General features: G+C 58.2%; 28 protein-coding genes. 11 read left to right on the top strand and 17 right to left on the bottom strand.

The genetic code is table 11. The annotated features are described in order from the left end of the window. Positions 1-40 precede the first annotated feature (40 nt). From CLV83_RS07050 to maiA, 6 genes are all read left to right on the top strand, one after another. Positions 41-619, top strand: a complete 579-nt coding sequence (locus CLV83_RS07050) for a TRAP transporter small permease subunit (protein ID WP_132289433.1) — start codon at positions 41-43, stop codon at positions 617-619. Next, entirely contained in the window at positions 609-1,952 is a 1,344-nt protein-coding gene (locus CLV83_RS07045; RefSeq protein ID WP_132289430.1) for a TRAP transporter large permease, read from the top strand. The genes CLV83_RS07050 and CLV83_RS07045 overlap by 11 nt, the downstream gene beginning before the upstream one ends. Positions 1,953-2,053: 101 nt before the next feature. After that, positions 2,054-3,016: an MBL fold metallo-hydrolase gene (locus CLV83_RS07040; RefSeq protein ID WP_132289427.1), complete on the top strand. Its 963-nt coding sequence runs from the start codon at positions 2,054-2,056 to the stop codon at positions 3,014-3,016. Between the two features lie 200 nt (positions 3,017-3,216). After that, positions 3,217-3,756: a VOC family protein gene (locus CLV83_RS07035; RefSeq protein ID WP_132289424.1), complete on the top strand. Its 540-nt coding sequence runs from the start codon at positions 3,217-3,219 to the stop codon at positions 3,754-3,756. Positions 3,757-3,828: 72 nt separating this feature from the next. Further along, entirely contained in the window at positions 3,829-5,142 is a 1,314-nt protein-coding gene (gene fahA, locus CLV83_RS07030) for a fumarylacetoacetase (RefSeq protein ID WP_132289421.1), read from the top strand. A 106-nt stretch (positions 5,143-5,248) separates the two neighbouring features. Next, complete coding sequence (maiA, locus tag CLV83_RS07025) at positions 5,249-5,908, top strand: maleylacetoacetate isomerase (RefSeq protein ID WP_132289418.1); 660 nt, start codon at positions 5,249-5,251, stop codon at positions 5,906-5,908. Positions 5,909-6,232: 324 nt separating this feature from the next. On the opposite strand, the gene madM is transcribed toward maiA, so the two are convergent. The 9 genes from madM to mdcA all read right to left on the bottom strand — a co-directional run bounded on the left by madM (position 6,233) and on the right by mdcA (position 13,631). Continuing rightward, on the bottom strand, positions 6,233-6,997 hold the full coding sequence (madM, locus tag CLV83_RS07020; protein ID WP_132289415.1) for a malonate transporter subunit MadM: 765 nt from the start codon (positions 6,995-6,997) through the stop codon (positions 6,233-6,235). A 9-nt stretch (positions 6,998-7,006) separates the two neighbouring features. Continuing rightward, positions 7,007-7,408 (bottom strand): malonate transporter subunit MadL, encoded by a 402-nt coding sequence (gene madL, locus CLV83_RS07015; RefSeq protein WP_132289412.1) that lies wholly within the window; start codon positions 7,406-7,408, stop codon positions 7,007-7,009. Positions 7,409-7,558: 150 nt separating this feature from the next. Next, a complete protein-coding gene (gene mdcH / locus CLV83_RS07010) occupies positions 7,559-8,449 on the bottom strand; it encodes a malonate decarboxylase subunit epsilon (protein WP_132289409.1) in 891 nt (296 codons plus the stop codon). After that, positions 8,443-9,099 carry a malonate decarboxylase holo-ACP synthase gene (locus CLV83_RS07005; protein ID WP_132289406.1) on the bottom strand — a complete coding sequence of 219 codons (657 nt, stop codon included), beginning with the start codon at positions 9,097-9,099 and terminating at the stop codon, positions 8,443-8,445. Before CLV83_RS07005 ends, mdcH begins: the two co-directional genes overlap by 7 nt. After that, complete coding sequence (gene mdcE, locus CLV83_RS07000; protein WP_207894759.1) at positions 9,099-9,920, bottom strand: biotin-independent malonate decarboxylase subunit gamma; 822 nt, start codon at positions 9,918-9,920, stop codon at positions 9,099-9,101. The genes CLV83_RS07005 and mdcE overlap by 1 nt, the downstream gene beginning before the upstream one ends. Continuing rightward, positions 9,917-10,780, bottom strand: coding sequence for a biotin-independent malonate decarboxylase subunit beta (locus CLV83_RS06995; protein WP_132289403.1), 864 nt, complete (start codon positions 10,778-10,780; stop codon positions 9,917-9,919). Before CLV83_RS06995 ends, mdcE begins: the two co-directional genes overlap by 4 nt. Continuing rightward, the gene (gene mdcC, locus CLV83_RS06990; RefSeq protein WP_132289400.1) at positions 10,777-11,088 is read right to left on the bottom strand and encodes a malonate decarboxylase acyl carrier protein; all 312 of its coding nucleotides are present in this window, start codon (positions 11,086-11,088) and stop codon (positions 10,777-10,779) included. Before mdcC ends, CLV83_RS06995 begins: the two co-directional genes overlap by 4 nt. A gap of 14 nt (positions 11,089-11,102) precedes the next feature. Further along, on the bottom strand, positions 11,103-11,966 hold the full coding sequence (locus CLV83_RS06985) for a triphosphoribosyl-dephospho-CoA synthase (protein ID WP_207894758.1): 864 nt from the start codon (positions 11,964-11,966) through the stop codon (positions 11,103-11,105). Positions 11,967-11,969: 3 nt separating this feature from the next. Continuing rightward, positions 11,970-13,631, bottom strand: coding sequence for a malonate decarboxylase subunit alpha (gene mdcA, locus CLV83_RS06980; protein ID WP_104001574.1), 1,662 nt, complete (start codon positions 13,629-13,631; stop codon positions 11,970-11,972). 147 nt (positions 13,632-13,778) lie between these two features. Here mdcA and CLV83_RS06975 point away from each other — a divergent pair, with 147 nt between their 5' ends. After that, a complete protein-coding gene (locus CLV83_RS06975; RefSeq protein ID WP_243642304.1) occupies positions 13,779-14,687 on the top strand; it encodes a LysR family transcriptional regulator in 909 nt (302 codons plus the stop codon). A 63-nt stretch (positions 14,688-14,750) separates the two neighbouring features. On the opposite strand, the gene CLV83_RS06970 is transcribed toward CLV83_RS06975, so the two are convergent. From CLV83_RS06970 to CLV83_RS06950, 5 genes are all read right to left on the bottom strand, one after another. Further along, positions 14,751-15,491 (bottom strand): ABC transporter permease, encoded by a 741-nt coding sequence (locus CLV83_RS06970; protein ID WP_132289397.1) that lies wholly within the window; start codon positions 15,489-15,491, stop codon positions 14,751-14,753. Continuing rightward, positions 15,488-16,441 carry an ABC transporter ATP-binding protein gene (locus tag CLV83_RS06965; protein ID WP_132289394.1) on the bottom strand — a complete coding sequence of 318 codons (954 nt, stop codon included), beginning with the start codon at positions 16,439-16,441 and terminating at the stop codon, positions 15,488-15,490. The genes CLV83_RS06970 and CLV83_RS06965 overlap by 4 nt, the downstream gene beginning before the upstream one ends. Further along, positions 16,438-17,595 carry an ABC transporter permease gene (locus tag CLV83_RS06960; protein WP_132289391.1) on the bottom strand — a complete coding sequence of 386 codons (1,158 nt, stop codon included), beginning with the start codon at positions 17,593-17,595 and terminating at the stop codon, positions 16,438-16,440. The genes CLV83_RS06965 and CLV83_RS06960 overlap by 4 nt, the downstream gene beginning before the upstream one ends. After that, a complete protein-coding gene (osmF, locus tag CLV83_RS06955) occupies positions 17,595-18,497 on the bottom strand; it encodes a glycine betaine ABC transporter substrate-binding protein OsmF (RefSeq protein ID WP_132289388.1) in 903 nt (300 codons plus the stop codon). The genes CLV83_RS06960 and osmF overlap by 1 nt, the downstream gene beginning before the upstream one ends. A gap of 220 nt (positions 18,498-18,717) precedes the next feature. Then, on the bottom strand, positions 18,718-19,776 hold the full coding sequence (locus CLV83_RS06950) for an NAD(P)H-dependent flavin oxidoreductase (RefSeq protein WP_132289385.1): 1,059 nt from the start codon (positions 19,774-19,776) through the stop codon (positions 18,718-18,720). 96 nt (positions 19,777-19,872) lie between these two features. Here CLV83_RS06950 and CLV83_RS06945 point away from each other — a divergent pair, with 96 nt between their 5' ends. Continuing rightward, on the top strand, positions 19,873-20,769 hold the full coding sequence (locus CLV83_RS06945; RefSeq protein ID WP_132289382.1) for a LysR substrate-binding domain-containing protein: 897 nt from the start codon (positions 19,873-19,875) through the stop codon (positions 20,767-20,769). Between the two features lie 4 nt (positions 20,770-20,773). Here CLV83_RS06945 and CLV83_RS06940 read toward each other — a convergent pair whose 3' ends face one another. Together CLV83_RS06940 and CLV83_RS06935 are read right to left on the bottom strand one after the other, a co-directional pair. Continuing rightward, a complete protein-coding gene (locus CLV83_RS06940; RefSeq protein WP_132289379.1) occupies positions 20,774-21,490 on the bottom strand; it encodes a polyamine aminopropyltransferase in 717 nt (238 codons plus the stop codon). Between the two features lie 41 nt (positions 21,491-21,531). Next, a complete protein-coding gene (locus tag CLV83_RS06935) occupies positions 21,532-22,362 on the bottom strand; it encodes an inositol monophosphatase family protein (protein ID WP_132289376.1) in 831 nt (276 codons plus the stop codon). Positions 22,363-22,489: 127 nt separating this feature from the next. Here CLV83_RS06935 and CLV83_RS06930 point away from each other — a divergent pair, with 127 nt between their 5' ends. Further along, positions 22,490-22,924, top strand: a complete 435-nt coding sequence (locus tag CLV83_RS06930) for a DUF1810 domain-containing protein (protein WP_132289373.1) — start codon at positions 22,490-22,492, stop codon at positions 22,922-22,924. Between the two features lie 72 nt (positions 22,925-22,996). Continuing rightward, positions 22,997-23,314, top strand: a complete 318-nt coding sequence (locus CLV83_RS06925; protein ID WP_132289370.1) for a hypothetical protein — start codon at positions 22,997-22,999, stop codon at positions 23,312-23,314. Between the two features lie 87 nt (positions 23,315-23,401). Here the strand turns inward: CLV83_RS06925 and CLV83_RS06920 are convergent, their stop codons facing one another. Then, positions 23,402-24,796 (bottom strand): glutamine synthetase family protein, encoded by a 1,395-nt coding sequence (locus CLV83_RS06920; protein ID WP_132289367.1) that lies wholly within the window; start codon positions 24,794-24,796, stop codon positions 23,402-23,404. Positions 24,797-25,136: 340 nt separating this feature from the next. Between CLV83_RS06920 and CLV83_RS06915 the strand changes: the two genes are divergently transcribed. After that, positions 25,137-26,483, top strand: a complete 1,347-nt coding sequence (locus CLV83_RS06915; RefSeq protein WP_132289364.1) for a glutamine synthetase family protein — start codon at positions 25,137-25,139, stop codon at positions 26,481-26,483. Positions 26,484-26,522: the final 39 nt, after the last annotated feature.

The following is a 26,522-nucleotide window of genomic DNA, read 5'->3' as shown; positions in this document are numbered from 1 at the left end:
GGATGGGCAAAGGCGTTCTTCCAGTATTCGGGTGATTATCATGCTGTCATTTACAAGAAAGATTCGAGATATCTGTTCGCTTCCGGCATATATATCCGGTTGGCTCATATTTCCCCTGATAATTATTATCTGTGTTGGGGTTTTAGGTGCGAAGTTTGGCATTAACCAGTTGTTTGAGTGGGATAATGAAATTTTTCTGCTGGGTGATGCCCTGACTCTAAATAGTCTTTTGGATTTTCAGTGGTATATTTTTGCTCTGGTAGTGCTTTTTGGTGGTGTTTGTTCCTATATCGATAATCAGCATGTAAAAGTTGATTTGTTTTCAAATGGATTTTCACTAAAAAAGAAAGCAGTCGTTGGCTTGCTAGGCGATCTGTTTTTTCTTACACCGTTTCTATTGATTATTGTCTTCTACGGATCGAAGTTCGCCTATACCTCGTTTTTAAGCGGCGAAGGGTCTACCTATGGCGGTTTGCAGGATCGATGGGTGATAAAAGCCTGTCTTCCTCTATCCGCATCGATTTTTATGATCGCTGTTTTAACCCGAGTGATCGATGGCTTCTTTGTACTGTTTGGAAAGCCTAATGGATCAGTAGGCGGGGTATCCAATGACGATTGAATATATGTTGCCGCTGCTGATGTTAGCTGCATTGATTCTTGGAATTTTTTCAGGCTATCCAGTTGCATTCGTATTGGCAGGTGTTGGGATCATCTTCTCATTTCTGGGTGATGTTCCAATATTGTTTCTGTCCCTGACCATATCCCGCATTTACTCGGGAATACTGACTAACTGGCTGCTGATCGCTATCCCTCTGTTTGTTTTCATGGGGTTGATGCTGGAACGGTCAGGTGTCGCTGAGCGCCTCTTGCGTTCACTCTCCTCGCTCTTTCGTGGCTTTCCCGGCGGGTATGGTTTTGCCGTCGCCATCATCGGTGTTGTGATGGCTGCGTCGACCGGCATTATTGGTGCTTCAGTGGTGTTGATGGGGATGATGGCGCTGCCGACGATGCTCGCGAACAACTATAACAAGGGCTTGTCTTCAGGCCTGATCGCAGCCAGCGGCACCCTTGGTATCCTCATACCGCCCAGCATTATGCTGATTGTTCTCGGGGATCAGTTGCGCGTATCTGTCGGCGATCTGTTTATGGCAGCAATGGGGCCAGGTATTTTGCTGGGAGCGCTGTACCTGCTGGTAATCCTGCTAGTGGCGATCTTTCAGCCGGAAAAAATGCCTTCCGAGCGCTCTGTCAGTCATGAACCTGTATTGAGTCGCATTAAAACCCTGGTATTTGATTTGGCTGCGCCGATGGCGCTCATCGGGACTGTACTGGGAACAATTGTCGCCGGTGTAGCCACGCCTACGGAATCCGCAGCAATCGGGGCACTTGGCGCAACGTTATTTGCGCTTTTCGGTAAAAGGCTGAGCAGAAAAATACTGTCAGAAACCTTTATGCAAACCACGAAAACGACCGCAATGATTGTTTTCGTGATGATGGGAGCCACTGTGTTTAGCGTTGTATTTCGCAAGCTCGGTGGTGATGCAATGATCGCCGATGCCTTTCATCTTGATGGTGCCGGACCCTATTACGTGCTTGGCATGATTATGCTGCTGGTATTTATTCTCGGGTTCTTCATGGAATGGGTCGAGATTGTGCTTGTAGTCGTGCCGATTGTAGCTCCCATTATCGCCAAACTAAATTTTGGAATTCCGCCAGAGCAAACACTTATCTGGTTTGCGATAGCGCTCTCAGTAAACCTGCAGAGTTCATTTTTGACGCCTCCTTTTGGCTACGCACTTTTCTATCTAAAGGGTGTTGCTCCGCCAGAGGTGAAAATGACCGATATCTATAAAGGCGTGATCCCGTTCGTACTCATTCAGTTAATGGTATTGCTTGGTGTTTTGGTTTTCCCTCAGCTTGCTCTTTGGCTACCAAATTATCTGAGCAGTTAAAAAACGTATACAAGCTTTAAAAAGTACAGGCACCTATAAGTGAGATTATAGGTTGGTGTATCGATCCTACTGGTAATAACTAAAAAACAGGTGAATTAATCATGGCTAAAAAACCTTTTGCATCATCAGCAGATCTGGGCGAAAAGAAAGAAACCCTCGAGGTACTGGCTGAGGGTGTGTACGCCCTGACCGCTGAAGGCGACCCCAATGTTGGCGCGATCGAAGCGGAAGACTTCATCATCGCTTTCGAGGCCCGCGCGACACCTAAGGCCGGCAGTGACTGGCTGGAGATGCTGCGCGAGCATACCGATAAGCCTGTCAAATATCTGGTGCTTTCCCATTACCACGCGGTACGCGTTCTGGGTGCTGCAGCATTCAATGCGGAAAGTATTATTGCCCACGAAAAGACCAAGTTCCTGGTAGAGGAGCGGGGCATGGAGGATTGGCACAGCGAGTATGGCCGCATGCCTCGCCTGTTCCGTGACCCTGACAGCATCCCTGGTCTGACCCACCCGGATATTGTCTTCAACGACCGTCTCGAGATTCCGCTCGGCGGGGATCGCGGCAGCCTGGTGCTTGAATATTGTGGTCGTGGCCACACGGCCGGTGACATTGTCGCCTGGCTGCCCAAGCAGAAAATCCTTTTCGCGGGCGATCTGGTAGAAGCCGCAGCTGCCTTGTACACCGGTGATGCATTCCATTTCGATTGGTCCACCAACACCCTGGATAAAGTGAAGAGCCTGGGGGCGGAGGTTCTCGTCGGCGGACGCGGCGCGGTGGTACACGGCCGTGAAAATGTTGACGCGGCTATCGAGCAGACCCGCGGATTCCTGAACGGCATGAAAGAGAAGGTCGGTGAGGTTTATAACCGCGGCGGCACCGTGAAAGAGGCGTTTGAAGCGACGCATGAGCATTTGGCTCCGCAATATGGCATGTGGCCGATCTTCGAACACTGCCTGCCGTTTGATGTTCAGCGTATCTGGGACGAGTTCGACGGTATCGACTGGCCGCGGGTTTGGACAGCCGAACGCGATCAGGAAGTCTGGGATAAGTTGCAGGGCTGATTAGCCCGGAGCAGCTGGCTGGTGCTCCTTCTGGGGGCGCTGGCCAGCTCTCAGGTGTGGCTTTTTTGCAGCGCTATTAATAGAAGCAAAAAGGCCAGGCCGGGACTTGAGTTTAGTAACATGTGTTACTATCATTACCAGTAATGGTAACGTTTGTTACTAAATTGTGTTCCGAATAAGAATTAAGACCGGAGTGATTAATGATCAACATCAAGCAGATCCATCATGTGGCTTATCGTTGCAAAGATGCGAAAGAGACCGTCGAGTTCTACCAGAATATGCTGAACATGGATTTTCTCGTCGCGATTGCAGAAGACAGAGTGCCCTCCACAAAAGCGCCGGACCCCTACATGCATCTATTCCTGGACGCGGGTCAGGGCAACATCCTGGCGTTTTTTGAACTGCCTAACTCACCTGAAATGGGCCGTGATGAGAATACGCCGGAATGGGTTCAGCACATTGCATTTGAAGTCGAGGACAAGGAAGCGCTGCTGGAAGCTAAAGCTGAGCTGGAAGGCAAAGGGCTGGACGTACTCGGCATCACCAATCACGGCATTATCCACTCCATCTATTTCTTCGACCCGAATGGCCACCGCATCGAACTGACCTACAAGACCGGTACTCCCGAGCAGATGAAGCAGCTTAAAGAGGTCGCGCCGGCAATGCTGGCAGAGTGGTCTCTCACCAAAAAAGCCCCCACACATGCTGCATGGCTGCACGAAACTGAGTTCACCGACTGATCAACAGGGCAGGGTGGCCTTGAGCAGGCTCCCTGCACCTTTTTATTGAAAATCGAACGGGTAGTTAAAATAATGATTAGCTTGAATGAAACCCATGACATCGGATTAACCAGCTGGGTTAGTTCGGCCAATGAACCCAACAACGACTTTCCCATACAAAATCTGCCGTTCGCCGTATTCCGACGCCAAGGCAGTGGCGAGGCGTTCCGCGGCGGAGTTGCCATCGGTGACCAGGTAATCGATCTCAAGGCCCTGAATGCCACGGGGCTGTTCTCAGGGGTGGTTGCCGAAGCGTTGCAGGCCTGTAGTAGCGATAGCCTGAACCGGTTCATGTCGATGGGCGCGGAGGCCTGGTCTGCACTGCGTCTGCAGCTGTCGCGCGCATTGCGTGAAGGTTCTGAAGAGGAAGCGAGCTTGGCGTCCTGCCTGGTGCCCCAGGCTGAGGTTGAATACAGCCTTCCCTGTCATATCGGAGACTACACCGACTTTTATATATCGGTGTACCACGCTACCAGTGTGGGCTCCCTGTTCCGGCCCGATAACCCTTTGCTTCCGAACTATAAATGGGTGCCTATCGGTTACCATGGCCGCTCCTCGTCGATACAGGTTTCCGGACATGAGTTCCGCCGTCCTCAGGGCCAGACGAAAGCCCCTGACGCTGCAGAACCAAGTTTTGGTCCTTGCCGCCGACTCGATTATGAGCTGGAAGTGGGCATCTATATTGGGGCCGGTAATGATTTGGGCGAACCGATCGGTCTGGATAAAGCTGATCAGCACGTTTTCGGGCTATGTCTTTTCAATGACTGGTCAGCGCGCGATATCCAGGCCTGGGAATATCAGCCGCTGGGGCCATTCCTGTCCAAGAACTTCGCCTCTACCGTTTCTCCCTGGATCGTAACCCTGGAAGCGCTGGCTCCCTACCAGACGGAGTGGACTCGTGATGCCGCAGATCCTCAGCCATTACCCTATCTGGATTCCGAGACCAACCGCGCGTCCGGTGGAATGGATATGGCCCTGGAAGTGTACCTGGAAACAGATGCGATGCGCTCTGCCGGCCTGTCTGCCCACAAACTGTGTGAAACTAACTTTCGTCATTCTTACTGGAGCATCGGGCAGATGGTTGCCCATCACACGGTAAACGGATGCAACCTGCAGCCAGGAGACTTCTTCGGCAGTGGTACCCAGTCCGGACCTTCCCAGGAAGAGGCAGGATCGCTGTTAGAGCTGAGTCGTGGCGGGAAAGAACCGATTTCACTGCCCAACGGAGAAGTCCGCGCCTTTCTGGAAGACGGCGATAGCGTGATTATGAAAGGGTTTTGTCAGCGTTCAGGCGCCGCGCGCATTGGCTTTGGTGAAGCGACCGCTAAGGTGCTACCCGCAAAATAAAAGCGACGTTGAGCGTCGGTTTAAGGGTAACGCTTTCGTGAGGCACTTGAGGCCCTGTTCAGCAGGGCCTCTCATTTTGCTTGTAGAGATACCGGGAACAATACAGATGACCGCAGAATTAGACTTATACACCTATTGGCGATCCTCCGCTGCCTATCGTGTACGCATCGCATTAAACCTGAAGAAGATCCCCTATAACGCAAAAACCGTCAGCCTTATTGCCGACGGTGGCGAGCAGAAGCTGCCTGAATATGCGCGTATCAATCCGCAGAAGCTGGTGCCGTCACTGGTGCAGGGTGAACAGATCCTGACGCAGTCAATGGCCATTCTCGAGTACCTGGACGAGGTTTATCCGCATGTGCCGCTGCTGCCGGAAACTGCCCTGGAGAGGGCACGAGTGCGTTCGCTGGCACAGGTGATCGCCTGTGATATACATCCGGTCAATAACCTGCGCGTGCTCCAATATCTTGGTAAAGAGCTGAACGTCGACAAGGCGGCGCGCGACACCTGGTATCGACACTGGATTACCGAAGGGTTCACGGCCCTTGAGACTCTTCTCGATGGCGCCGAAGAGACCGGTAAGTACTGCCACGGAGATATGCCGACAATGGCGGACATCGCGCTGATACCGCAGATCTATAATGCACGCCGTTTCGATGTGGATCTGACCGCTTTCCCGACACTGCTGCGTATCGAGGCCGCGTGTAATAGCCTGGAGGCTTTTATTGACGCCGCCCCTGAACAACAGCCGGATGCGGTTCAATGAACCTGGATCTTGGCGGTCAGCGATGCGGTATCTGGCCTGCCCAAGGCGAGCTGTTCTGTCGTTGCTGACTGGATTCACCTTTGCTGGTTTTCGCGTCTGACTCTGAGTAGCCGAAACCGGCCCAACATGCAGGCAGCGGCGGCAGGTTGCTCTGGGAATCTGTGCCTGGCTTGCGCAACTTAGCTCAGTCATCCAGAAGCTAAAAAGCCCCTACCCGATGACGGGCAGGGGAGGTGCCATGGAAAGTGTTTAGCTCAGTATCTGTGATCTGCTTGTTGCTAGGTATTTGTTGCTCGGTATCTGTTGCTGGGTATTGCCCGGCAGTTAGCCGGCGATAGCACGCATCATGATAAACAGGATCGACGGGCCCAGCAGGCAGCCCAGCGCGGTGTAGAACGCGGCGGTCAGACAGCCATAAGGGACAAGCTTAGGATCGGTGGCAGCAAGGCCCGCGGCAACGCCGCTGGAGGTGCCCATCAGACCGCCGAAGATAACCGCGGTACGCGGTGAATTCAGGCCGATCATCGGTGCCACAAACGGTGTGGCGATCATCACCAGGATCGATTTCACCAGGCCGGCAGCGATGGAAAGCGCCATCACTTCAGAGCTTGCGCCCAGGGCCGCGCCGGTGACCGGGCCGACGATATAGGTCACGGTGCCGGCACCGATGGTGGTCAGGCTCACCGCATCGGTGTAACCGAACGCCATGGCCACGGCCACGCCGGCGAAGAAGGATGAGAAGATCCCCATCACCAGGGCGATCACACCGGTGATACCGGCTCGTTTCAGCTCGTCGATATTCACTCCGAAGCCGGTGGCAACGATGGCGAAGTCACGCAGCATGGAGCCGCCCAGCAGGCCGATCCCTGACAGCAGTGGTATATCGACCACACCTTTCTCGCCGCCGGTAAAGGCGCCGCCGAAGTAGGCCATGGTCAGGCCGAGCAGGATCGCAATCGCCGAGCCATGGATACGGCCCTTGGTGAAGCGTCCGGAGATCCAGTAGGAGAACCACATGGTGACGCCGATAACGGCGAAGCCAGCGACCAGATTATATTTGTCGGTAGTGTGGAGTAGTGATTCGTACATGCTGTCACCTTAAGAGCTGGTTGCCGGAGAGGCGTTTTTCTCGTTTTCTTCAGCCTTGTCCGCACCGATGCGAGCCAGCATCGGAACCAGTGCAAAGCCACATGCGACAGCTGCGATACCTGCGGTAATCGCCATCGGACCGCCGGTCAAAGCGCCCATGACGTTCTGCTTGGCCGCCATGGCAACAACGACGGGAATATAGATAGCGCTCCAGAACTCAACGCCCTGTTCGGTCTTCATGTCGATAAGACCGCGCTTGCTGAGGTAACTGCCTGCGAGAATCAGCAGGATCATAGCGATACCTACGCCGCCCACGTTGGCGGGTACGCCGATCAGTGTGCCGAGAATTTTGCCTGCGGTGATGCCTGTCAGTGTGCACACCGACAGCAGTGTGACTCCGTAGATGATCATAATGTGTACTCCAGATTATTTATTTGTATTTTTACTGGGTTAAGCGCGTGTACGGTCCCCTGATTTTTGAGGGGTTAAAGGTTTTAAGTTCAATAAGTTAGTGTTGCTCCTTCGCTCTAGTGTGTTGTAATTCGGGTTAAATGAATAGCCTTAGTTGATCTCCGATTGCAGCGCTTTGCAGATGCCGCCCGGCAGTACCCGCCGGAACAGTCCGGTGAGGGAATTACCGGGGGGCATCTCGATTACCCGCTCCAGCCCCCGCTCTGCCAGCATCTGGCAGCTATCCTGCCAGTGGGTCTGCAGCGCCATGTTTTGCGCCAGGTCCCGACGTATATCCTCTACCGAGCGCAGTACTCGGGCACGTGTCGCGCTGACATAGCGGCAGTTGGAGCTGCTGAGCTGAACCTCTGCCAAGGCAGCCTCCAGTTCTTGCGCCTGCTCACTGAGTAGCTCGCAGTGAGAGGGCACGGGAACATCCAGCATCTGGCCCGCGCAGGGCACGCTGGCTTTCAATTGCTCGACCGATTCCATCAGCGCAGCGCGCTCGCCGGCCAGGACAAACTGCTGCTCCGCATTCAGGTTGGCGAGAAAGACCTCCCGGCCTTGTTCGCGCTGTTTGTTGATGACCGTCTCGATGGCAGAACGTGATGCGCCGGTCAGTGCCAGCATGCCGTAGCCGCTGGGGTACGCCTGCTGCATCAGCTGTCCTCGCAGTGCTACCAGGCGCAGTGCATCGCTGAAGTTAAGTATTCCGGCGACGACAGCGGCGGGATAGGCGCCGATCGACAGGCCAAGAACAAAGTCCGGTTTACAGGACTGCTGCTTCAGGTGTTCGCCCCAGGTCACGCCGCTGATCAGCAGCGACAACTGCACGTTACGGGTATCTTTTAGCGCCTCGGCGGTATCCAGGGTATGAATGGCCTGGCCCAGTACGGATTCCGCCTCGTGTACGCGAGCCGCAGCCGCTTCAGTTTTTGCCAGCTGTGTCAGCATGCCGCTGCGCTGGGCGCCTTGGCCCGGGAAGGTGAAAGCGGTCAGCATGGCTTTACTCCTTCATCGCTTGAGACACGAACATCTGCCCAGGGAGTCGCGGTGAGGCGCGGGCCAGTATTGGTTTTCTGCAGCACTTGCGCTGGAGAACCGGCCCATTCCGCCAATGCGATAGCGCCCCAAGGTGTCTCCAGCTGGATATCGACACGGCAATGGGTTGTTCCGATCATCTGTATCAGCGTTGCAGCCTGTTCCCGGCTGATCGGGTTTGGCGCATCGATCACCAGATCAAGATCGCTTTCGGGGTGCAGCTGAGCTTCACCGGTGGCGAACTCGTAGCCAAGGCTGCCGGTAACGCCCCAGCGCAGTAGATGGCCGTTCAGCAGTGTTGCCAACCGGCAGAGCGTCATCAGCACCGGATGGCTGTCGCGCTCGGCGTGATCGAGCCAGGGTTTGGTATCGGCCAGGCTATAGGGATTCACCTGTTTATCGATGCCGTTAACCGGCGCCAGTGCGGCCTGGCGCTCGGCCTTGGTTTTGCCCCTGATGCCCACCGGAATCCAGCCATCATCGGCATTCGCCCTGCGCACAACCACCGGACCGCTACCGCTGACCACCCAGTCGGGCAGTTCGGTACCGGGAAGAGGCGCGCGCAGATGCCCGCGCTCTATCCAGATGAGGTCGTGCGCACGGCAGTTCATCAGGCCTCCCACTGAGCGCGCAGCTGCTCACGGACGAGACGCGATGCACCTCGGTTGGTGCCGTTTAAACGACGTTCCAGTCCGGTGTCGCCGGGCTGAATATCGTTAAGAGCCTCGGCAACTACCGTGCGTACCTTGTCGATATCGCCGGCGCTGGGTGACTCGGCCGACTCCACCTCGAGCAGTGATTCCAGCAATCCGAGGGATGCGTAGCTCTCCAGGTCATAGGCCATGGGCGGGATATCCGCGGCCAGTTTATCCAGCTCCTCTTCGGTGCGCAGGGTTACCCGCGCGGCAGCGGCCTTGCCCATGGCATGGACCTGAACGCCGCTGTCGGCCAGGGCAAAGATGCGGTTCGCCTGGTAGCCGTGGGCGAGGAAAGCGCCGGACATCGCCTTGCCGACCAGCAGCGCGATGACCGGGTGGCCCGCTTGGCGAGCCCGGGCGTAGGCGCTGACGGCAGCGGCCAGCGCCTGATGAATCCCCAGCGCTTCTTCGCGGCGGCCATAGGCCTGGCTGGGAACATCGACAATCGCAATCAGGGCGCGTTTGTGCGGGTTATCCGCATCTGTCTTGATCGCCTCATCGATGGCGGCGGCGAGTCCGTAACCCTCAAGCAGGCCGACCTCACCACGGGTTGCGCGTGGGAAGTGGTTGTCGACGTCGGGCTTAACCAGCAGCATACGACAGGCGCGTCCGGCCAGTTCGCCATCGGCGATCCGCAGGGACGGCACGGCGGCGTTAACAGAGTCCATGCTGGCGGTCAGCCCGTCGAACCACTGGCTACCGCGTTGACTGATCGGTTTCATCTGGGCGTTCATGCGGTTTTCCCCTCTGTCAGTGCCTGACGGGCGCGTTGTGCGTCGATCTGCTCGCGGGTATCAAACTGCTGCAGGCGGGTTAAAGGTGCACTGATATCGTCGCTGCGGTGCAGGGCAGGAACACCCTGGGCCAGGCAGTCGCGTACGCTGGTAGAGAGGGCGCTGACATCGTCATCGACAAAGGCATCGACCAGGCCGCTGGCAAAACGCTGGGTGCCGCCGGTCAGGCCCCAGATCAGGCCGCGGTCACGGGAGTCATACTCCTCGACGCCGGCTTCCTGCTCTATAACCTGGGGGCCGTTAAGACCCAGACGACCTTCGCGGGTGATGATCAGGTAGCTGCACAAACCAGCGGTAATCGACATGCCGCCGAAGCAGCCCACCGGGCCTGTGACTACGGCGATCACCGGCTGGTACTGGCGCAGTTCAACGATGGCTGACTGGATCTCGGCGATGGCCGCCAGCCCCAGGTTCGCTTCCTGCAGGCGCACACCGCCGGTTTCCAGCATCAGTACCGCTGCGGTGGGGTTACCCTTGCGATTCTCTTCGATGGCCAGTTCCAGCAGGCCGGCGATTTTCGCACCGCCCACCTCACCAAGGCTGCCGCCCTGAAATCCGCCCTCAATAGCGGCAACGACCACCGCCTTGTTATCCAGCTTGCCGCGGGCGATAACCACGCCATCGTCAAACTGCGGCACGATCCCCTGTTTTTCCAGCCAGGGAGAGGTCAGGCGATCAAAAGGTGTGAGCAGCTCTCGCATGCTGCCGCTATCGAGCAGCGACTCGATCCGCTTGCGCGCGCTCAGGTCGATAAAGCCGCCCTCGTAGTTTCCCTGAAAGTTGGCGTTAAGTTCACTCATGCTTGAGCCTCCGTCGCAGATGCCAGTTCGATCGCCTGTTCGATACGCAGTCGGATGACGCCGGGCGTGGCGGCAAAATCGTGAATGTCCATGCGCATGGCGGGCAGGGCGATGCGCGCCTCGATCTGCTCGATCACCTGACGCCAGCGGATCTCGCTGCCCGGTGTTGAGGTCTGGATATGGATCTCGGCCTGAGAGCCCTGAAGCGGCTCAACCATGACCTCGAGATCGCCGGAGCCCACATAGCCCACCAGCGCTGGCTGGATCCGGGCCGCCTGGGCGGGGCGGGTAAATTGCAGGGTTTCCATCGTTGTTCTCCTTCTTATTGGATGGCGTCGGCAAAGAGACGGTCTACCAGCAGCGTGGCGGCCAGCAGATCGGCGGCTCCGCCTGCGGAGGCGTTGAGGTGCAGCAAACGCGCTTCCAGCTGTGCCAGAGCGCGGCGGCCGGCAAAGCTGCCGCAACCGCCCGCTCCCAGCACCGCGGCGGCTCCCTGTTGCATCGCGTCCAGCCCGGCCAGGCCCGCCCGTGACAGCACGCAGGTATCGGTGAGCGCGGTCATGATCGACAGCAGGGCGTTAAGCCGCGCCACCGATTCCACGTCGCCGTTGCTGCGGCTCTGGCGCAGGGTCGGCAGGCTCAACTGGCGCAGGTGCGGGAAGCCCTGCTGCGCCTGTTCGCGGGCGCCGGGCAGACGAAACTCGCGCGCTACCTTTTCACCGTTACTGGGCGCTTTGGCCCTGGGGGCCGCAGGATCATCCAGCCGTGCCAGCTGAGCGGTGCGATCAAACAGATCGGCTTCGCAGTCGCTGGCCGTGGCTGCGGCGGTAACCAGCAGTCCCAGGGCCCAGATGGCGCCTCGGTGGGTGTTGATACCGCCGGTAACGCTGAGCATCTCCGCTTCCGCTTCGCGACCGAGCTGGCCGATGGTCTGGCGCAGTTCGAGATCGCACTCCAGCGTCAGTGCGGCTTTCGCCATCTCTGCGAACCAGGGCTCCAGGCAGCGGGCGGAGCTGAGCATCAGTGCCAGGTTCATATCGCTGTGGGCGCCGTCGCCACGGCTATCCACCAGGGCGGGTTTGGGGCTCAGTCGTGCTTCCTGCTCCAGTGCCCAGGTCGCCATCTCGCCGAGATAGGCAGCCTGAGACCCGAGCGCGTCGCTATAGCGCTCCTCTGTCAGCATCATGGCTTACCAGCTCCTGAATTTGGCGGGCGGCTCGTAAAGTCCACCGGACCAGCGTTCCAGTTCACCGATGCTGCGGGCGGCCAGCAGGTCGCGGCTGGCATCGCTGCGGCGAATGCCCAGATCTTCCGGGTAGGCCACCAGCCCTTCGGCACGCAGTTGCGCAGTTACGGCCGGATCGCGTTTCAGGCCGATCGGCGTGACACCGGCGACGGCGGCGATCATGGCGCGACGCTGCTCCAGTGATTGGGCCTTGTAGAGATAGGCGATCCCTTCCTCGGTGAGCACGTGGGTAACATCGCTGGCGTAGATCATCACCGGAGCCAGCGGCATCTGGTAATCGCGGGCCATGGCCAGGGCGTCCAGCTCCTCGACCAGGGTCGGCTTGGCGCTGTCCTGGAAGGTTTCCACCATCTGTACCACCAGCTTGCGACCCTTGCTGAGCAGATGGTCGTCCGGCTTCATATCGAGCCAGGCCGGTGAGGAGTGGCGACGGCCACCGCAGTCATGGCCCATATTCGGAGCGCCACCAAAACCGGCCAGGCGGCCGCGGGTAACGGTGGAGGAGTTGCCATCGCCATCCACCTGCAGGGTGGAGCCGATAAACATGTCGACCGCGTACTGGCCGGCCAGCTGGCAGAAGGCGCGGTTGGAGCGTAGCGAGCCATCCTTGCCGGTAAAGAACACATCCGGGCGCGCCGCCACGTAGTTCTCCATCCCCAGCTCGGTGCCGAAGCAGTGCACACTCTCAACCCAGCCGCTCTCGATGGCGGGGATCAGCGTGGGGTGGGGGTTCAGTGCCCAGTGGCGGCAGATCTTGCCCTTGAGGCCAAGCGATTCGCCGTAGGTGGGCAGCAGCAGTTCGATGGCAGCGGTATTAAAGCCGATACCGTGGTTAAGCGACTGCACCTGGTGGCGTTCATAGATGCCGCGGATCGCCATCATCCCCATCAGCACGTGCACGTCGGTGATCAGGCGCGGATCGCGGGTAAACAGCGGCTCGATAAAGAACGGCTGGTCAGCCTCGACGATGTAATCCACCCAGGAAGCGGGGATATCGACGCGGGGCAGGTCGGAGACGTCATCAACAATTTCATTGACCTGGAACACCACGATACCGTCACGGAACGCGGCGGCCTCGGCCAGCGCCGGGGTGTCTTCTGTGCTGGGGCCGGTGTAGATGTTGCCTTCTCGGTCCGCCTTGAAACCTGCCAGCAGAGCAACGCGGGGATTAAGGTCAACGAACAGGCGGGCGTAGAGCTCGATGTAGGTGTGAATCGCGCCGACCTCGAGCAGACCATCTTCCATCAGCTGACCTATACGCAGGCTCTGCGGGCCGGAGAAAGAGAAGTCCAGTTTGCGGGCGACGCCGTTTTCGAACAGGTCTAGGTGCTCGGGGCGACCGACGCTGGGCATCACCATGTGCAGGTTGTTGATCACATCCGGGTTCAGGGCGCCCAGAGAGCGGGAGAGAAAATCCGCCTGTTTCTGGTTGTTGCCTTCGAGAACCACCTTGTCGCCGCTTCTCAGCAGGCGCTCAAGTGCGGCTTGAATGGAATCGGTGGGGATGATGGGACCGTCGGCTATGCCTTCGAGGCTGGCCATGCGGCGCTGCTTGTCCTGGCGGCGGCTCTGCCAGTTGATCGAGGGTTCCGCGGGAGCGTTCATGGGATATCCTCAGCTTGTGTTGTTATTGTTGTTACCCACCTTAAAAGCCCCTCAAGAGACCATCAATTAAGTCCATTGACGGACCATTACTCTGAGAGTAATGATTGTTATGGGCGGTAAGGCCCAGCCAATAAGAAGGATAAAAATGTGCTTGATGACACCTTTACGCTGAAGAAGCTTGAGATATTTCTGGCCTTTATGAAGGCCGGAACCCTGGCCGATACGGCGGAAAATCTGGGCATGAGCACCGTCAGTGTTCACCGTGCCATTCACTCGCTGGAGGAGAGTCTCAAGTGCTCCCTGTTCCGTCAGGAGGGGCGACTGCTGGTGCCGCTGCCGAGTGCGCTGGTGCTTGAGGAAAGGGTACAGAGCATCGTTGCGTCGCTGGATGATGCGGTCAAAGTGACCCGCGAAACGGCGGGGATCTACTCCAATAAGTTCAAGCTCGGCGCGCTCTATTCGCTGACGTTGAACACAGTTCCGCGACTGATCGCCGGGATGAAACTACGCAAGGGCGATCTCAATATCGAACTGACCCTGGACTCCAACGAGGTGCTGTTTCGCAAGCTGAGGTCCGTGGAGCTGGATGCAGCGCTGGTCTCCCTGGAGTCTGGTTTTCGGGACGACGACTTTACCTGTCTGCCGCTGTTCAATGATGAGGTGCTGCTGGCGGTGCCTGCCGATTCTGACCTCAGTGACGGCGAGCCGCTGGATCTGTCGGCGTTTCGCGAGCAGACCTTCGTTACGTTGAAGAAAGGCTTCGCGACTTCTCGGGACAGTTACCGCGCGTTTGAGCGGGCAGGGTTTGAACCCAACGTGGTGATGGAGGTGAGCGATATTTTCTCGTTGATCAGCATGGTCAGTGCTGGTGTCGGCTATGCGCTGCTGCCACGTCGTGTTGAAGCGGTGTTCGAGAACAAGATCCGCCTTCTGCCACTAAAGGGGATGGAGGATATCCGCCAGAGCATCTCCATGGTTTGCCTGGCCAACCGTGAGCGTGACCCGCGAATACTCTCCTGCATCGCCGAGTGCCGGGCCTATTCAAGAGAGCTCTGAGGTGCTGTTGGGGCGTTGCTGAGGTGCTGCTGAGGTGCTGATGAGTTGCTGTAAGGGCTTGTTTCAGACTGTTGCAAAGCGCCGTTCCAGCTTCACAAACAACCCATCCAGCAGCATCGCCATCAGTGCCACGATCAGGCCGCCGTGCAGCACGAACGCCAGGTTGTCGGTGAGGATGCCGGCGATGATCACTTCACCCAGCCCCTTGGCCGCCACCGTTGAACCGATTGTGGCGGTGCCGATACTGATGATCACCGACAGGCGGATACCGGTGATGATCAGTGGCAGTGCCAGTGGTAGCTCCACCTGCCAGAAACGCTGCAGCGGTGACATACCCAGCCCGCGAGCCGCATCCTTGACGGTGGTCGGAACCGAGCCTAAACCGGCAAGGGTGTTTTCGAAGATCGGTAATAGGCCATAAAGGAACAGGGCGATCAGCGTCGGCCAGGAGCCAAAACCCACCGCGGGCACCGCCAGGGCAAGCACGGCGACCGGTGGCAGGGTCTGGCCCAGGTTCGCCAGTGAGCGTGCCAGCGGCAGAAAGTCCGCGCCGACGGGGCGACTGACAAAGAGGGCGGCCAGAATGGCGATCACTGCAGCGGCGGAGATGGCGATCAGCACCAGCAGCAGGTGCCAGCCCACCAGATCGATAAAGCTGTTGCGGGCGTAGATCGCCGGGGCGTTTTCCGGTGCCAGCGGACCTAGCAGTGGCTCCAGACTGTTGGCGCCCAGTGTGAGGTAGAGCAGCAGGCAGAGAATCACCAGACTGCCGCCCCAGTTACGCAACGGCTGTTGAAACTTCATCCCGGTCTTTGCCCCAGGCTGAGCAGGCGTTCCATGCTGATCGCGCCGCAGGTATCGCCATTTTCGCCGGTGACGCGCAGTACCGGGCTCTGCTGCCAGATCTGTCGGGCCAGGGCATCGCGCAGTGTTGCGCTCGCTTCGATGCTAGGGGTTGTAGCATTCAGTTCAAAACACTCCGCGGGCTCCATCAGATCGCCTATGCTGCGTAGAGATAACAGCCGCAGCGCCCGCTCTTCGCCACCTACCAAGTTGCTGACAAAGCCTTCCCGTGGGTTGCGCAGCAGCTCCTCCGGTGTGGCCTGCTGCAGTAGTCTGCCGCCGTCCATCACCGCGATGCGGTCGGCCAGTCGTATCGCTTCCTCGATATCGTGGGTGACCAGGATGATCGTAATGCCCAGCAGCTTCTGGATCTGTTTCAGCTCCAGCTGCAGACGTTCGCGGGTCAGCGGATCGAGCGCACCGAAGGGTTCATCCATCAACATCAGATCCGGATTGGCTGCGAGGGCTCGTGCGACGCCAATACGTTGCTGTTCGCCGCCGGAGAGTCGGTTGGGCTTGCGGTGGGCGAAGCTGTCGAAATCCATCTTCAGCAGTTCGAGCAGCTCATGCACGCGGGCGTCGATCTTTTCGCTGCTCCAGCCCAGTAGCCTTGGCACAGTGGCGATGTTTTCGTAGACGCTGCGATGGGGGAAGAGGCCCACGCCCTGGATCGCATAGCCGATCTTGCGGCGCAGCTGTTCTGGCGGCTGGTTGCGGATATCCTCGCCATCGATCAGCACAGTACCGCTGCTCGGCTCGATGAGCCGGTTGATCATCTTCAGCGTGGTGGACTTGCCGCAGCCGGAGGTGCCGATCAGCGCGCAGATCTCGCCGGTCTCAACTTTCAGGTTGAGGTTGTCCACCGCTTTATGGTCGCCGAAGCTGCGTGTGAGGTTGTTAAGCTCGATCATCGGGTCTCTCTTTGCGTCAGCGCAATCAGGGTGTCGATCGCCATGGCCGCGATAAACGCCAGCAGAATGGTGGGCAGGGTGCCCAGCAGCACCAGATCCGTGGCGGTCTGCCCCAAGCCCTGGAAAATGTAGGTGCCGTAACCGCCGCCGCCGATCAGCCCGGCCACGGCAACGAGGCCGATATTCATCGTCAATACGATACGCAGGCCCGACAGCATCACCGGCAGGGCCAGCGGCAGTTCCACCTGCCAGAGCCGCTGGCGCTGGTTCATGCCCATACCCTTGGCGGCCTGGAGTACCGCCGGGTCCAGGCCATCGAAACCGGCGGCCGTATTGCTGACAATCGGCAGCAGCGAATAAAGAAACAGTGCCAGCAGCGCAGGCGCGGCGCCTATGCCACGGATACCAAACTCCGACAGTAGCGGGAAGGATGTAGCCAGCAGGCTCAGCGGAATCATCAGCAAACCAAACATCGCCAGGCTCGGAATCGTCTGCAACAGGCTAAGCACCGGCAGTATGGCGGCCCTTACGCGGGGTGAACGATGGCAGCGAATACCGAGCGGCACGCCGATCAACAGTGCTGGCAGGATGCTTCCAGCCACCAGTAGCAGATGGCGTCCTCCCTGTTGCCAGAACCGCTCCTGGTTGTGGTACTCCAGCATCAGTGAGATCTGATCCCAGAGCCCGCTGGCAAGCAGGGTAAAGATCGCGGACAGATAGATAGCGACCAGGGCAAGGCGCGGTAGGGGCGCTATCTGCAGCTTGATCAGCGCATCGGTCATCAGCAGGCCCAGCAGCAGAAGCAGGGTCCAGAAACCGCTACCCAGCGAGACCCGGGCAAAGGGGGGCTGATCTTCCAGCAGCAGGGTTGTGGAGTTACCCAGCGCGATGATCAGCAACAGCAGCGCTGCAGCACTCATCATCGCCCTCGGCCAAAGCCTGCGAGAGAAGGTGGCGCTGAGCAGGGCGAGAAGAAACAGTGGCAGAAATAACAGGAAGCTGTTCTGCTGCCAGAGCTGGCTCAGCGCTACACCCTGGCCGGGCAGTATCCGGTTGGGTTGCAGGTTAACCAGTGGCAGCAGCACCAGCGTCAGGGTGCTGGCCAGCGAAAGAGTCAGGCCGAGTCTGTCGACCCGGCGTAGTACAGAAAGCACTAGTTGCTGAGTCCAAGTTCCTCAAGATAGCTGGCGGCCACGTCGCTGGCGTTTTCGCCACCGATGGCGATGCGCGCGTTCAGAGACTGCAGGGTTTCCAGATCGAAGGATTCGAATACCGGGGCCAGCAGCTCGGCGATCTCGGGGTGGGCGTTGAGGACCTCTTCACGAATGATCGGCGCGGGGGCGTAAACCGGTTGCACGCCCTTATCGTCGCTCATCACTACCAGGCCAACGGCGGAGATAGCGCCATCGGTGCCGTAGACCATGGCGGCATTGGTGCCATCGGTCTGCAGCGCCGCTGCTTTGATGGTAGCCGCCGTGTTACCGCCGGAGAGCACCAGCAGTTGGGAGTCGTTCAGGGTAAAACCGTAGGTTTCCTGGAAGGCAGGCAGTACTGCCGGGCTGGAGACAAACTCGGAAGAGGCCGCCAGTTTGATTTCGCCGCCCTCACTGACGTAGCGGCCGAAGTCGCTCATGCTGCTCAGTTCGCCCTGGTCGGCAATCTCCTGACGGACCGCGATCGCCCAGGTGTTGTTGGCGTTGGCCGGTGTTAGCCAGACGATCTTGTTGGCCTCGTAATCCAGCTGCTTCGCCTTTTCATAGCCCTCTTCAAACGACTTCCAGGCCGGATCTTCCGCCTGGTTGAAGAAGAATGCCGCGTTGCCAGTGTATTCAGGGTAGATATCGATTTCGCCGGAGGTGATCGCCTTGCGCACGATGGGCGTGCCGCCGAGCTGAACACGGTTTTCAACATCCAGCCCCGCATTGTCCAGGCGCTGGTAGATCAGGTTGCCCAGCAGGCTACCTTCGGTGTCGATTTTGGAGGAAACAACAATGCTCTCGGCCTGGGCCGAAACGGAAAGGAACAATCCCAGCAGCGGGATCAGGTAGCGCGTCATATTCCAATCTCCCTGTCACTCTCTTATGAAACCGTGGATTTGGAGCCCCGGATGGGCAGGACTGCATCGAGACCTGATTGAGCCTAACACAAGCTTTTGATTTTTGCGGCCTGGGCGCTCCGCGAGCGCCGCCTTAAGGCACTGGTTCTCTTCATTGCTGAAGGGGTGCTTTGCCGGCGCCCCTCAGGATGGTAGCTCCAGGAACAGCAGATCAGAGACGTTAAAGCGATAGCTCCCGCAGCAATGTCGCAATCAGCTGTGCAGCGGATAATTCGCGCACCCTCGGTGCACTCTGGCCTGCCCAGTGCGCTGCGAACTCGGAGCTCCCAAGCTTGCTTGCCGCCGCATTGAGCTGTTTAGCCGCATCATAAGCGATGGGGTAGGCGGGCGGTTTGATACCTGCAGCGCTTTCGGCATGCTCGATAAACCGGTTGCGGATACCACGGGCCGGTCGTCCAGAAAGGGTTGAGGTCAGGGTGGTTACCGCGGCACGCTCGCTCTTCAGAGCGGCTCGGTAGCCCTGGTTCGTCGCCGACTCGGGACACAAAATGAAAGCGGTGCCGAGCTGTGCCGCCGCTGCGCCAAGATCCATGGCGGCCTTGATCCCCTGGCCGTCAACGATGCCACCGGCTGCGATAATGGGTAGTTCCAAGTTTCGTACGAGTAGACTGACGAGTACGGTGGTGCTCAGCTGTTCATCCACGACATCTGGGTCGAACATGCCACGATGCCCGCCTGCCTCTATGCCCTGGGCGACAATGGCATCAATACCCCGGTCCTGGATCTGCCTCGCTTCCTCAAGGTTAGTGGCGGTTGCCAGCGTATAGATACCGGCTTCCTTCAGCCTGTTTATCCACTCCAAAGGCGGTAATCCAAAATGAAAGCTGACCACGGCTGGCCGCGTATCGAGAAGCATCGAAAACAGTTCCTCATCGTCGAGGAAGCTTTTGTAGATTTCGTCGAGTGAAGTTGGCAGCTCCGCCCCGCATTCCAGGAACAGAGGTTTCAGATGTTCGATCCAGGCGGCTTCCAGTGTCGGATCGCGCAGCGCCGGTTGGTGGCAGAAGAGGTTGACGTTGAAGGGGGCCGAGGTCAAAGCGCGAGTCTGTTCAATCATCTCTCGGGCCTGTGGCAGGCTGCTCGCGCCAATGCCCAATGATCCCAGGCCTCCCGCATTCGATACTGCAGCAGCCAGTTCAGGTGTTGCGACGCCAGCCATGGGTGCCTGAATGATGGGGTGAATACCCAGCCGGGCTGTAAGCGGATTGGAATGACTCATTTCAGATTACTCCACCGATGGATCAGAGAAGGATTGGGTATAAATATTCTCAAATTGAGAATATAGTAAAAATAGTATTATCAAAAGGGGAATAAAGTGGATCTGGAAACCCTGAAGATATTCGAAGCGGTGGCTGCGGAATTGAGTATCACCCGAGCCGCCTCCCGGCTGGGACGAGTGCCTTCGAACATCACCACCCGCGTCCAGCAACTGGAGGCGGAACTGGGTGTTGAACTGATCATTCGCACGGGTAAACGCATCAGGCTGTCTACCGCGGGTCAGCAGTTTCTGGAATATGCACAGCGCATGCTGGCGCTGGAGGAGGAAGCACGGCATGCGGTTGGTGGCAGCAGCGGTGGAACCCTGCGCATCGGCAGCATGGAGTCGACCGCAGCAAGCCGCCTGCCCGCGCCGCTGGCGTCCTACAACCGTGCCAATCCCGCAACCCGGCTTGAGGTGAGTACCGGCCCATCGGCGCAGCTCCTCGAGCAGGTGCGCGACGGGCGACTGGACTGTGCATTTGTGGCGTTGCCGGCATCGGCTGAAGCAGAGTCGAGCTTGGTTGAAACCGGGCTGCAGGGGGCTCCGATTTGGGAGGAGGAGCTGCTGTTGCTTCTGCCGGCTGCGGATCGCGATGCAAGCGCACCGGAAGAGATAGCGACCCGATCCCTGGCGGCGTTCAGATCGGGGTGCACCTACAGGGCCATCGCCGAGGAGCGGCTGGGTATTGTGGCTGGAGGTCAGTGGAGGATTCAGGAACTAGGCTCCTACCACGCCATGATTGCAGCCGTGGCGGCGGGCTCCTGTGTCTCCATCCTGCCGCGCAGTGTGCTGAAACTGAGTCAGGCTCCGGCTGACCTGGCAATGCTGAGACTTGGCTCCATACCGACTTACCTGGTATGGCGCAGCGGTTACGAAATTCCGGCGTTTAAGAAGTTTCGTGAGCGGTTCCTGGGTGAGAAAGAAACCGCGGATCTAAATCTCAGCGTTTAAAACTCTAGAGGATCGCCACGTAAACGGTATTGCTGGCCGCTTCGTTCTGGAACGGGTTATGGAACGCCACTTCGTGAACCTGAACTGTGCTGAACACACTCTGCAGCAGGTCGATAAAGGGTTGGTCCGGCACATCGGTAGACCAGAAACCGAACACGCCGCCGGGTTTCAGGTGGGTGGCCAGCTGCGCGATACCCGCCGCGCTATAAAACGGTTTGCTGGCATCGTTGAGCAGGGCGCGGGGCGAGTGGTCGATATCAAGCAGGATTGCATCGAGCTTGCGACCGGGCGCTTCCGGGTCGAAGCCTTCCTGGCTGGCGCTGAGGGCAAAGAAATCGCCCTGTACCAGACGGCAGCGGGCATCGTCGGTGAGCACCTTGCCCAGTGGCACCTTGTGCTGCTGGTGCCAGCCGATCACCGGCGGCAGGTATTCCACCACCATCAGTTCGCCCACGCTGTCGTGCTTGAGCACCGCCTCGGCGGTATAGCCAAGCCCCAGGCCACCAACGACCACGGACAGGTTATCGCCTTGCAGTGCGGCAAGGCCAAGGTCGGAGAGCGCCACTTCGCCATCGACGAAGTAACTCGACATCAGAAACTCGTCGCCGAGTTTTACCTCATAGATGTCCTGGTCGCCCATAACGGGAATACGGCGACGACGCAGGGAAATCGTGCCGATCGGGGAGGGTTGAGAATCGATCTCTTCAAATAAAATACTCATCGGCCCATTTTACGCGGTGTTGGGCGTAATGGGTACGACGATTAGAGATGCTGCCGTAAATGGCTGCGGATCTCATCCAGCGCGCGTTCGGAGTTGGCGGCCAGAATGCAGCCATCCTTGATCAGCGGCGTGTAGTCGCGACCGTCCAGCATGCCTACTGCCCCGCCCGCTTCCTGTACCGCCAGAGCGCCGGCGGCATGGTCCCAGGGCTTGGCACTGGCGTTGATCATGAAGTCCACCTGGCCCTGGATCAGCAGGCGATATTCGTGACAGGCGCAGCGCAGGCTATAGGCACGGGCAAACCCCAACAGCGCTTCGCTGGCTGCGCTGCGACGCAGCGGTGGGAAATTAAATGCCGAGGCGAAGCCAGTCATGTCCTCCAGCGTTTTGCCACGGCTGACCTGCAGCGGCACCGGCGCGCTATCGGGGCTGCAGTACCAGCTGCCGCCACCGCGTCGCGCCAGAATCCAGTCATCCATGACAGGGTCATACAGCAAACCGAAAACCGTGTTTTCGCCTTCGGTGACCGCCAGCAGCACGCCGTGAGTGGCTAGGCCGTTGGCGAAGTTCCAAGTGCCATCTACCGGGTCGATAATGACCGCTCGATCAGCCTCGGCGATGCGGTCTATGACGCGTCCGTCTGCGGCTACGGCCTCTTCACCAACTACCGCGGCATCTGGCATCAGTTCCATTACCGCGGCGGTGATGGCGTTTTCGCAAGCGATATCCGCCTCGGTGACCAGGTCGTCAAAGGTGGCCTTGGAGCGGATCGCGTCGGGCGAAAGACGGCGGAAACGGGGGCTGATCTCTTTACGAGCCACCTCCCTGACCAGGTTAATCAGCTCACTTTCTTCCCCGGACGACACGGGCATGGAACACTCCTTGGACTAAGCGGCCTTTGACTAAAAGGCGACAAACTTCAGTGGCTATTCTGCTAAACCTGATAATAATGGTTAGAGATGAAGGTTTCAGTGTGGATTAATCTGAGGATAGCAACGGATGCCGGAAAAGGATCGTTATAACCTGGGGCGCTTTGTTGAAGCTCAGGCACGGGACTACAGAACAGCGCTCTATGAGCTCAAGGATGGGCGCAAGCGGTCTCATTGGATCTGGTATATCTTTCCTCAGTACGCGGGACTGGGCCGCAGTCACACGGCTGAACACTACGCCATAGGCTCACTGGATGAAGCCCGCGCCTATCTCGAACACCCGCTGTTGGGTCCCCACCTGAGCGAATGCTGCGAAGTGCTACTGGCGACCGAGCGGCGCAGCGCCCGCGATATTCTCGGTATGCCGGACGATATGAAGCTGCGCTCCTGCGCAACGCTGTTTGCCGCAGTGTCAGAGGATGATTCCGTGTTTCACCGCATACTTGCGAAATATTTCGCTGCTGAACCGGATGCGAAAACGTTGGCACTCATAAAGCCTGGCTAAGGGTTGCCAGGCTAACTCCGGTCTGGAGCTGTAATCACTGGGCCGCGACAGACTAAAGGGAAGGAGTCTTGCGTGAATCCAGTAAAAGCGGTTCTCGATCCGTTTATCCTGCAGCCCGAGCGTGCTTTTATGGTGGCCGGGTTGTTTCTGCTGGCCAGGTATCTGCTCGGAACGAGGCCTGCGTACAGAAAACCCAGTATCGGTATCCCGCTGTTTGTTGGCGCCTGTGCCTGGTGCGTTTTCGGGGTATTTGAGATCAGTGCGCTGTTGCTGGGGCCAGGCCTCGGGGTCGACTATTTGCTGAACGGCCCGCTGATCCTGATTATTACGCTGCTGGTGACTTTGCTGGTCAGTGTTCAGGTGATAAAGCCGGATCGGGATCTGTCCTGAAAGCGGGGTGATTAGTTATTGGGAGATCGGGGCCAGGCAGCCAATGCTGCCCGGTCCCAGTTCCTGGCCTGTAGAGTGTGATGGGCATCACACCGTGTGCAGGTACCAGGCGTATTCGAGGTCCGAAATGGTCTGCTCGAACTGTTCTACCTCGTGTTCCTTGCAGGCGATGAAGATATTGAGGAAATCATCGCCCAGGTACTCACGCATCACGCCGGAGCTTTCCAGCTCACGCAGTGCATCGCGCAGGTTGTTCGGCAACACAACTTCCTGCTGTTCATAGGCGTTACCGCTGATCGGCGCTGGAGGCTCGATCTTGTGGGTGATGCCGTAGTGGATAGAGGCCAGCATGGCCGCCATCAGCAGGTAGGGGTTGGCGTCGGTGCCCGCGAGGCGATGCTCGATACGGGTCGCTTCCGCCTCGCCACCGGGAATACGCAGCGCCGTGGTGCGGTTTTCTATACCCCAGCAGGGCCAGGTCGGGACATAGAACCCCTGGCTGAAACGACGGTAGGAGTTGATGTTCGGACTCAGGATCGCCATGTAGTCGTCCATCATCTCGAGCAGTCCACCCAGGGCCCAGCGCATGATGTCGTTGGGGGTTTCCGTCTCTTCATCCAGGGCAAAGACGTTCTTGCCGTTCTGGTCCACCAGGCTGATATGCAGATGCATGCCGTTACCGGCCTGCTCGGCGTAGGGCTTGGCCATGAAGGTGGTATCCATCTCATGGTCGTAGGCCACGCTCTTGATGACGCGACGCAGCAGCGTGGCGTTATCGCAGGAGCGGATCGGGCAATCCACATGTTTGAGGTTGATCTCAAACTGTCCCGGCGCTGATTCGGCGACGATGGTGTCCGCCGGCAGACCCTGCTGGCGTGCGGATTCGATGACGTCGGACAGGAAGTCCGCGTACTCGTCCAGCTCGTCAATCGAGTACACCTGTACGCTCTCCGGGCGCTTGCCGGAGATCGGTGACTTCGGCGGCTGCGGCTTGCCGTTGATGTTTTCCTGATCGATCAGGTAAAACTCCAGCTCGAACGCCGTGACCGGTTTCAGGCCCAGTTCCTCGAAGCGACCGAGTACGCGCTTGAGCACTGTACGTGGATCAGCGTAAAAGGGCGTTTCCTCGTCTTCATACATGGTCATCAGCAGCTGCGCGATAGGGCGCTTCTGCCAGGATTCCATGGTCAGAGAGCCGGGAATCGGGTAGCAGATATGGTCGGCCTCGCCTATTTCGAGTCCAAGCCCGGTGCTCTCAACCGTTTCGCCGAGAATATCCAGTCCATAGAGCGAAGCGGGCAGCGCTACGCCTTTTTCATAGACCTTCTTCAGGGCGGACCGGTCGATACGTTTGCCACGGACAATACCGTTCATATCGGCTATCAGCAGATCGACAAATTGCAGATCGGGGTGTTGCTTAAGAAAGGTTTCGGCCTCAGCCGGATCGGGTAGCTCCAACCACCCGGAAATATGATCGTTCATGTTCCACCATTTAAAGCTCAGAACCCGTTGGTTCCGACCCCACGAGTGAATGCCAAGCCATGGTTAAAGTCAATATGCCGGGCTAGGTATGGACTTGACACCCTGTTTTGTGAAGCCTTTCAGAGGCTTGCCCGGCAGCGGGCGTTCCGGTTGTGCGTCATCAGAAGGGGATGGGAGTAGACTACCCTTAAACACTGGTTTCGTGGCACAAAGGGGCTCGATTTTACCCCTTTTGGACAGGCTCCAGAATGGCGCAATTTATTCATTGCTTCCCAGCATTCAACTTTGGTTGTAACGTCAGCCGGAACAGGCAGATTATTTATATCTATTGGGGGTATTCATGCAGCGGCTCGCAACCTGGCTCAAGGAGAACCGGGTCACAGAAGTGGAGTGTGTCGTCAGCGATCTGACCGGTATTGTCCGGGGCAAGATCTCGCCGACGGATAAATTTCTTTACGAACGGGGCATGCATCTGCCCGAGAGTGTCCTGCTGCAGACGGTCACTGGCGACTGGGTCGATGACGATATCTACTACTCGCTGCTCGATCCCGCCGATATCGATATGGTCTGCCATCCGGACCCGGATGCGGTGTTTTTGCTGCCCTGGACTGCCGAGCCCACGGCGCAGGTGATCCACGATACCTATAACCGCGAAGGCAAGCCGATAGAGCTGTCACCGCGTAACGTTTTGAAAAAGGTGCTGGCGCTCTACCAGGAAAAGGGCTGGAAGCCGATTGTCGCGCCGGAGATGGAGTTCTACCTGACCAAGCGCAGCGACGATCCGGATGTGCCGCTGCAGCCGCCGATCGGTCGCTCCGGCCGTCCTGAGACCGGCCGCCAGTCGTTCTCTATTGAAGCCGCCAATGAGTTCGATCCGCTGTTTGAGGATATGTACGACTGGTGTGAGTATCAGGGGCTGGAGATCGATACCCTGATCCATGAAGAGGGCACTGCGCAGATGGAGATCAACTTCCTCCACGGCGACCCGCTGGCGCTGGCGGACCATGTGCAGGTGTTCAAGCGCACCATGCGCGAGGCGGCGATGAAGCACGGCGTGCTGGCCACCTTTATGGCCAAACCGATCAGCAATGAGCCGGGTAGCGCCATGCATCTGCACCAGAGCATCATCGACGAACAGACCGGCCTGAACATCTTCAGTAACGAAGATGGCAGCATGAGCGAGCTGTTCCGCCATCATGTGGGTGGCATGCAGCGCTATCTGCCGGAGCTCCTGCTGCTACTGGCGCCTAACGTTAACTCTTTCCGCCGCTTCCTGCCCGATACCTCTGCGCCGGTAAACGTAGCCTGGGGCCACGCCAACCGCACCTGCGGCCTGCGTATTCCGGAATCCGACAGCCAGAACCAGCGCTTGGAAAACCGTCTGGCAGGCGCGGATGCCAACAGCTACCTGGCGATCGCGGCGAGCCTGCTGTGCGGGTATATCGGTATGGTGGAGAAGATCGAGCCTTCCGAGCCCTGCTCCGGGCGCGCCTATGACCTGGAGGACTACGAACTGCCGGTGACCATTGAAAGTGCGGTAGAGCAGCTGGAGGAGTCCGCGGCGGCGCGTAAATACCTCGGTGATGCGTTTATCGATGGTTACGCTGCGGTGAAACGCGCCGAACACGAAAACTTCAAGCGGGTGATCAGCTCCTGGGAACGTGAGTTCCTGCTGCTGAGCGTCTGATTTTAAACCGATTAGCCCCTGAACCGAGCCAGCCCTGGA

The sequence above is a fragment of the Marinobacterium mangrovicola genome (assembly GCF_004339595.1).
Lineage (GTDB): Bacteria > Pseudomonadota > Gammaproteobacteria > Pseudomonadales > Balneatricaceae > Marinobacterium_D > Marinobacterium_D mangrovicola.
Note: the sequence above shows the minus strand (reverse complement) of the source record. Positions and strands in the feature narration are given on the sequence as shown.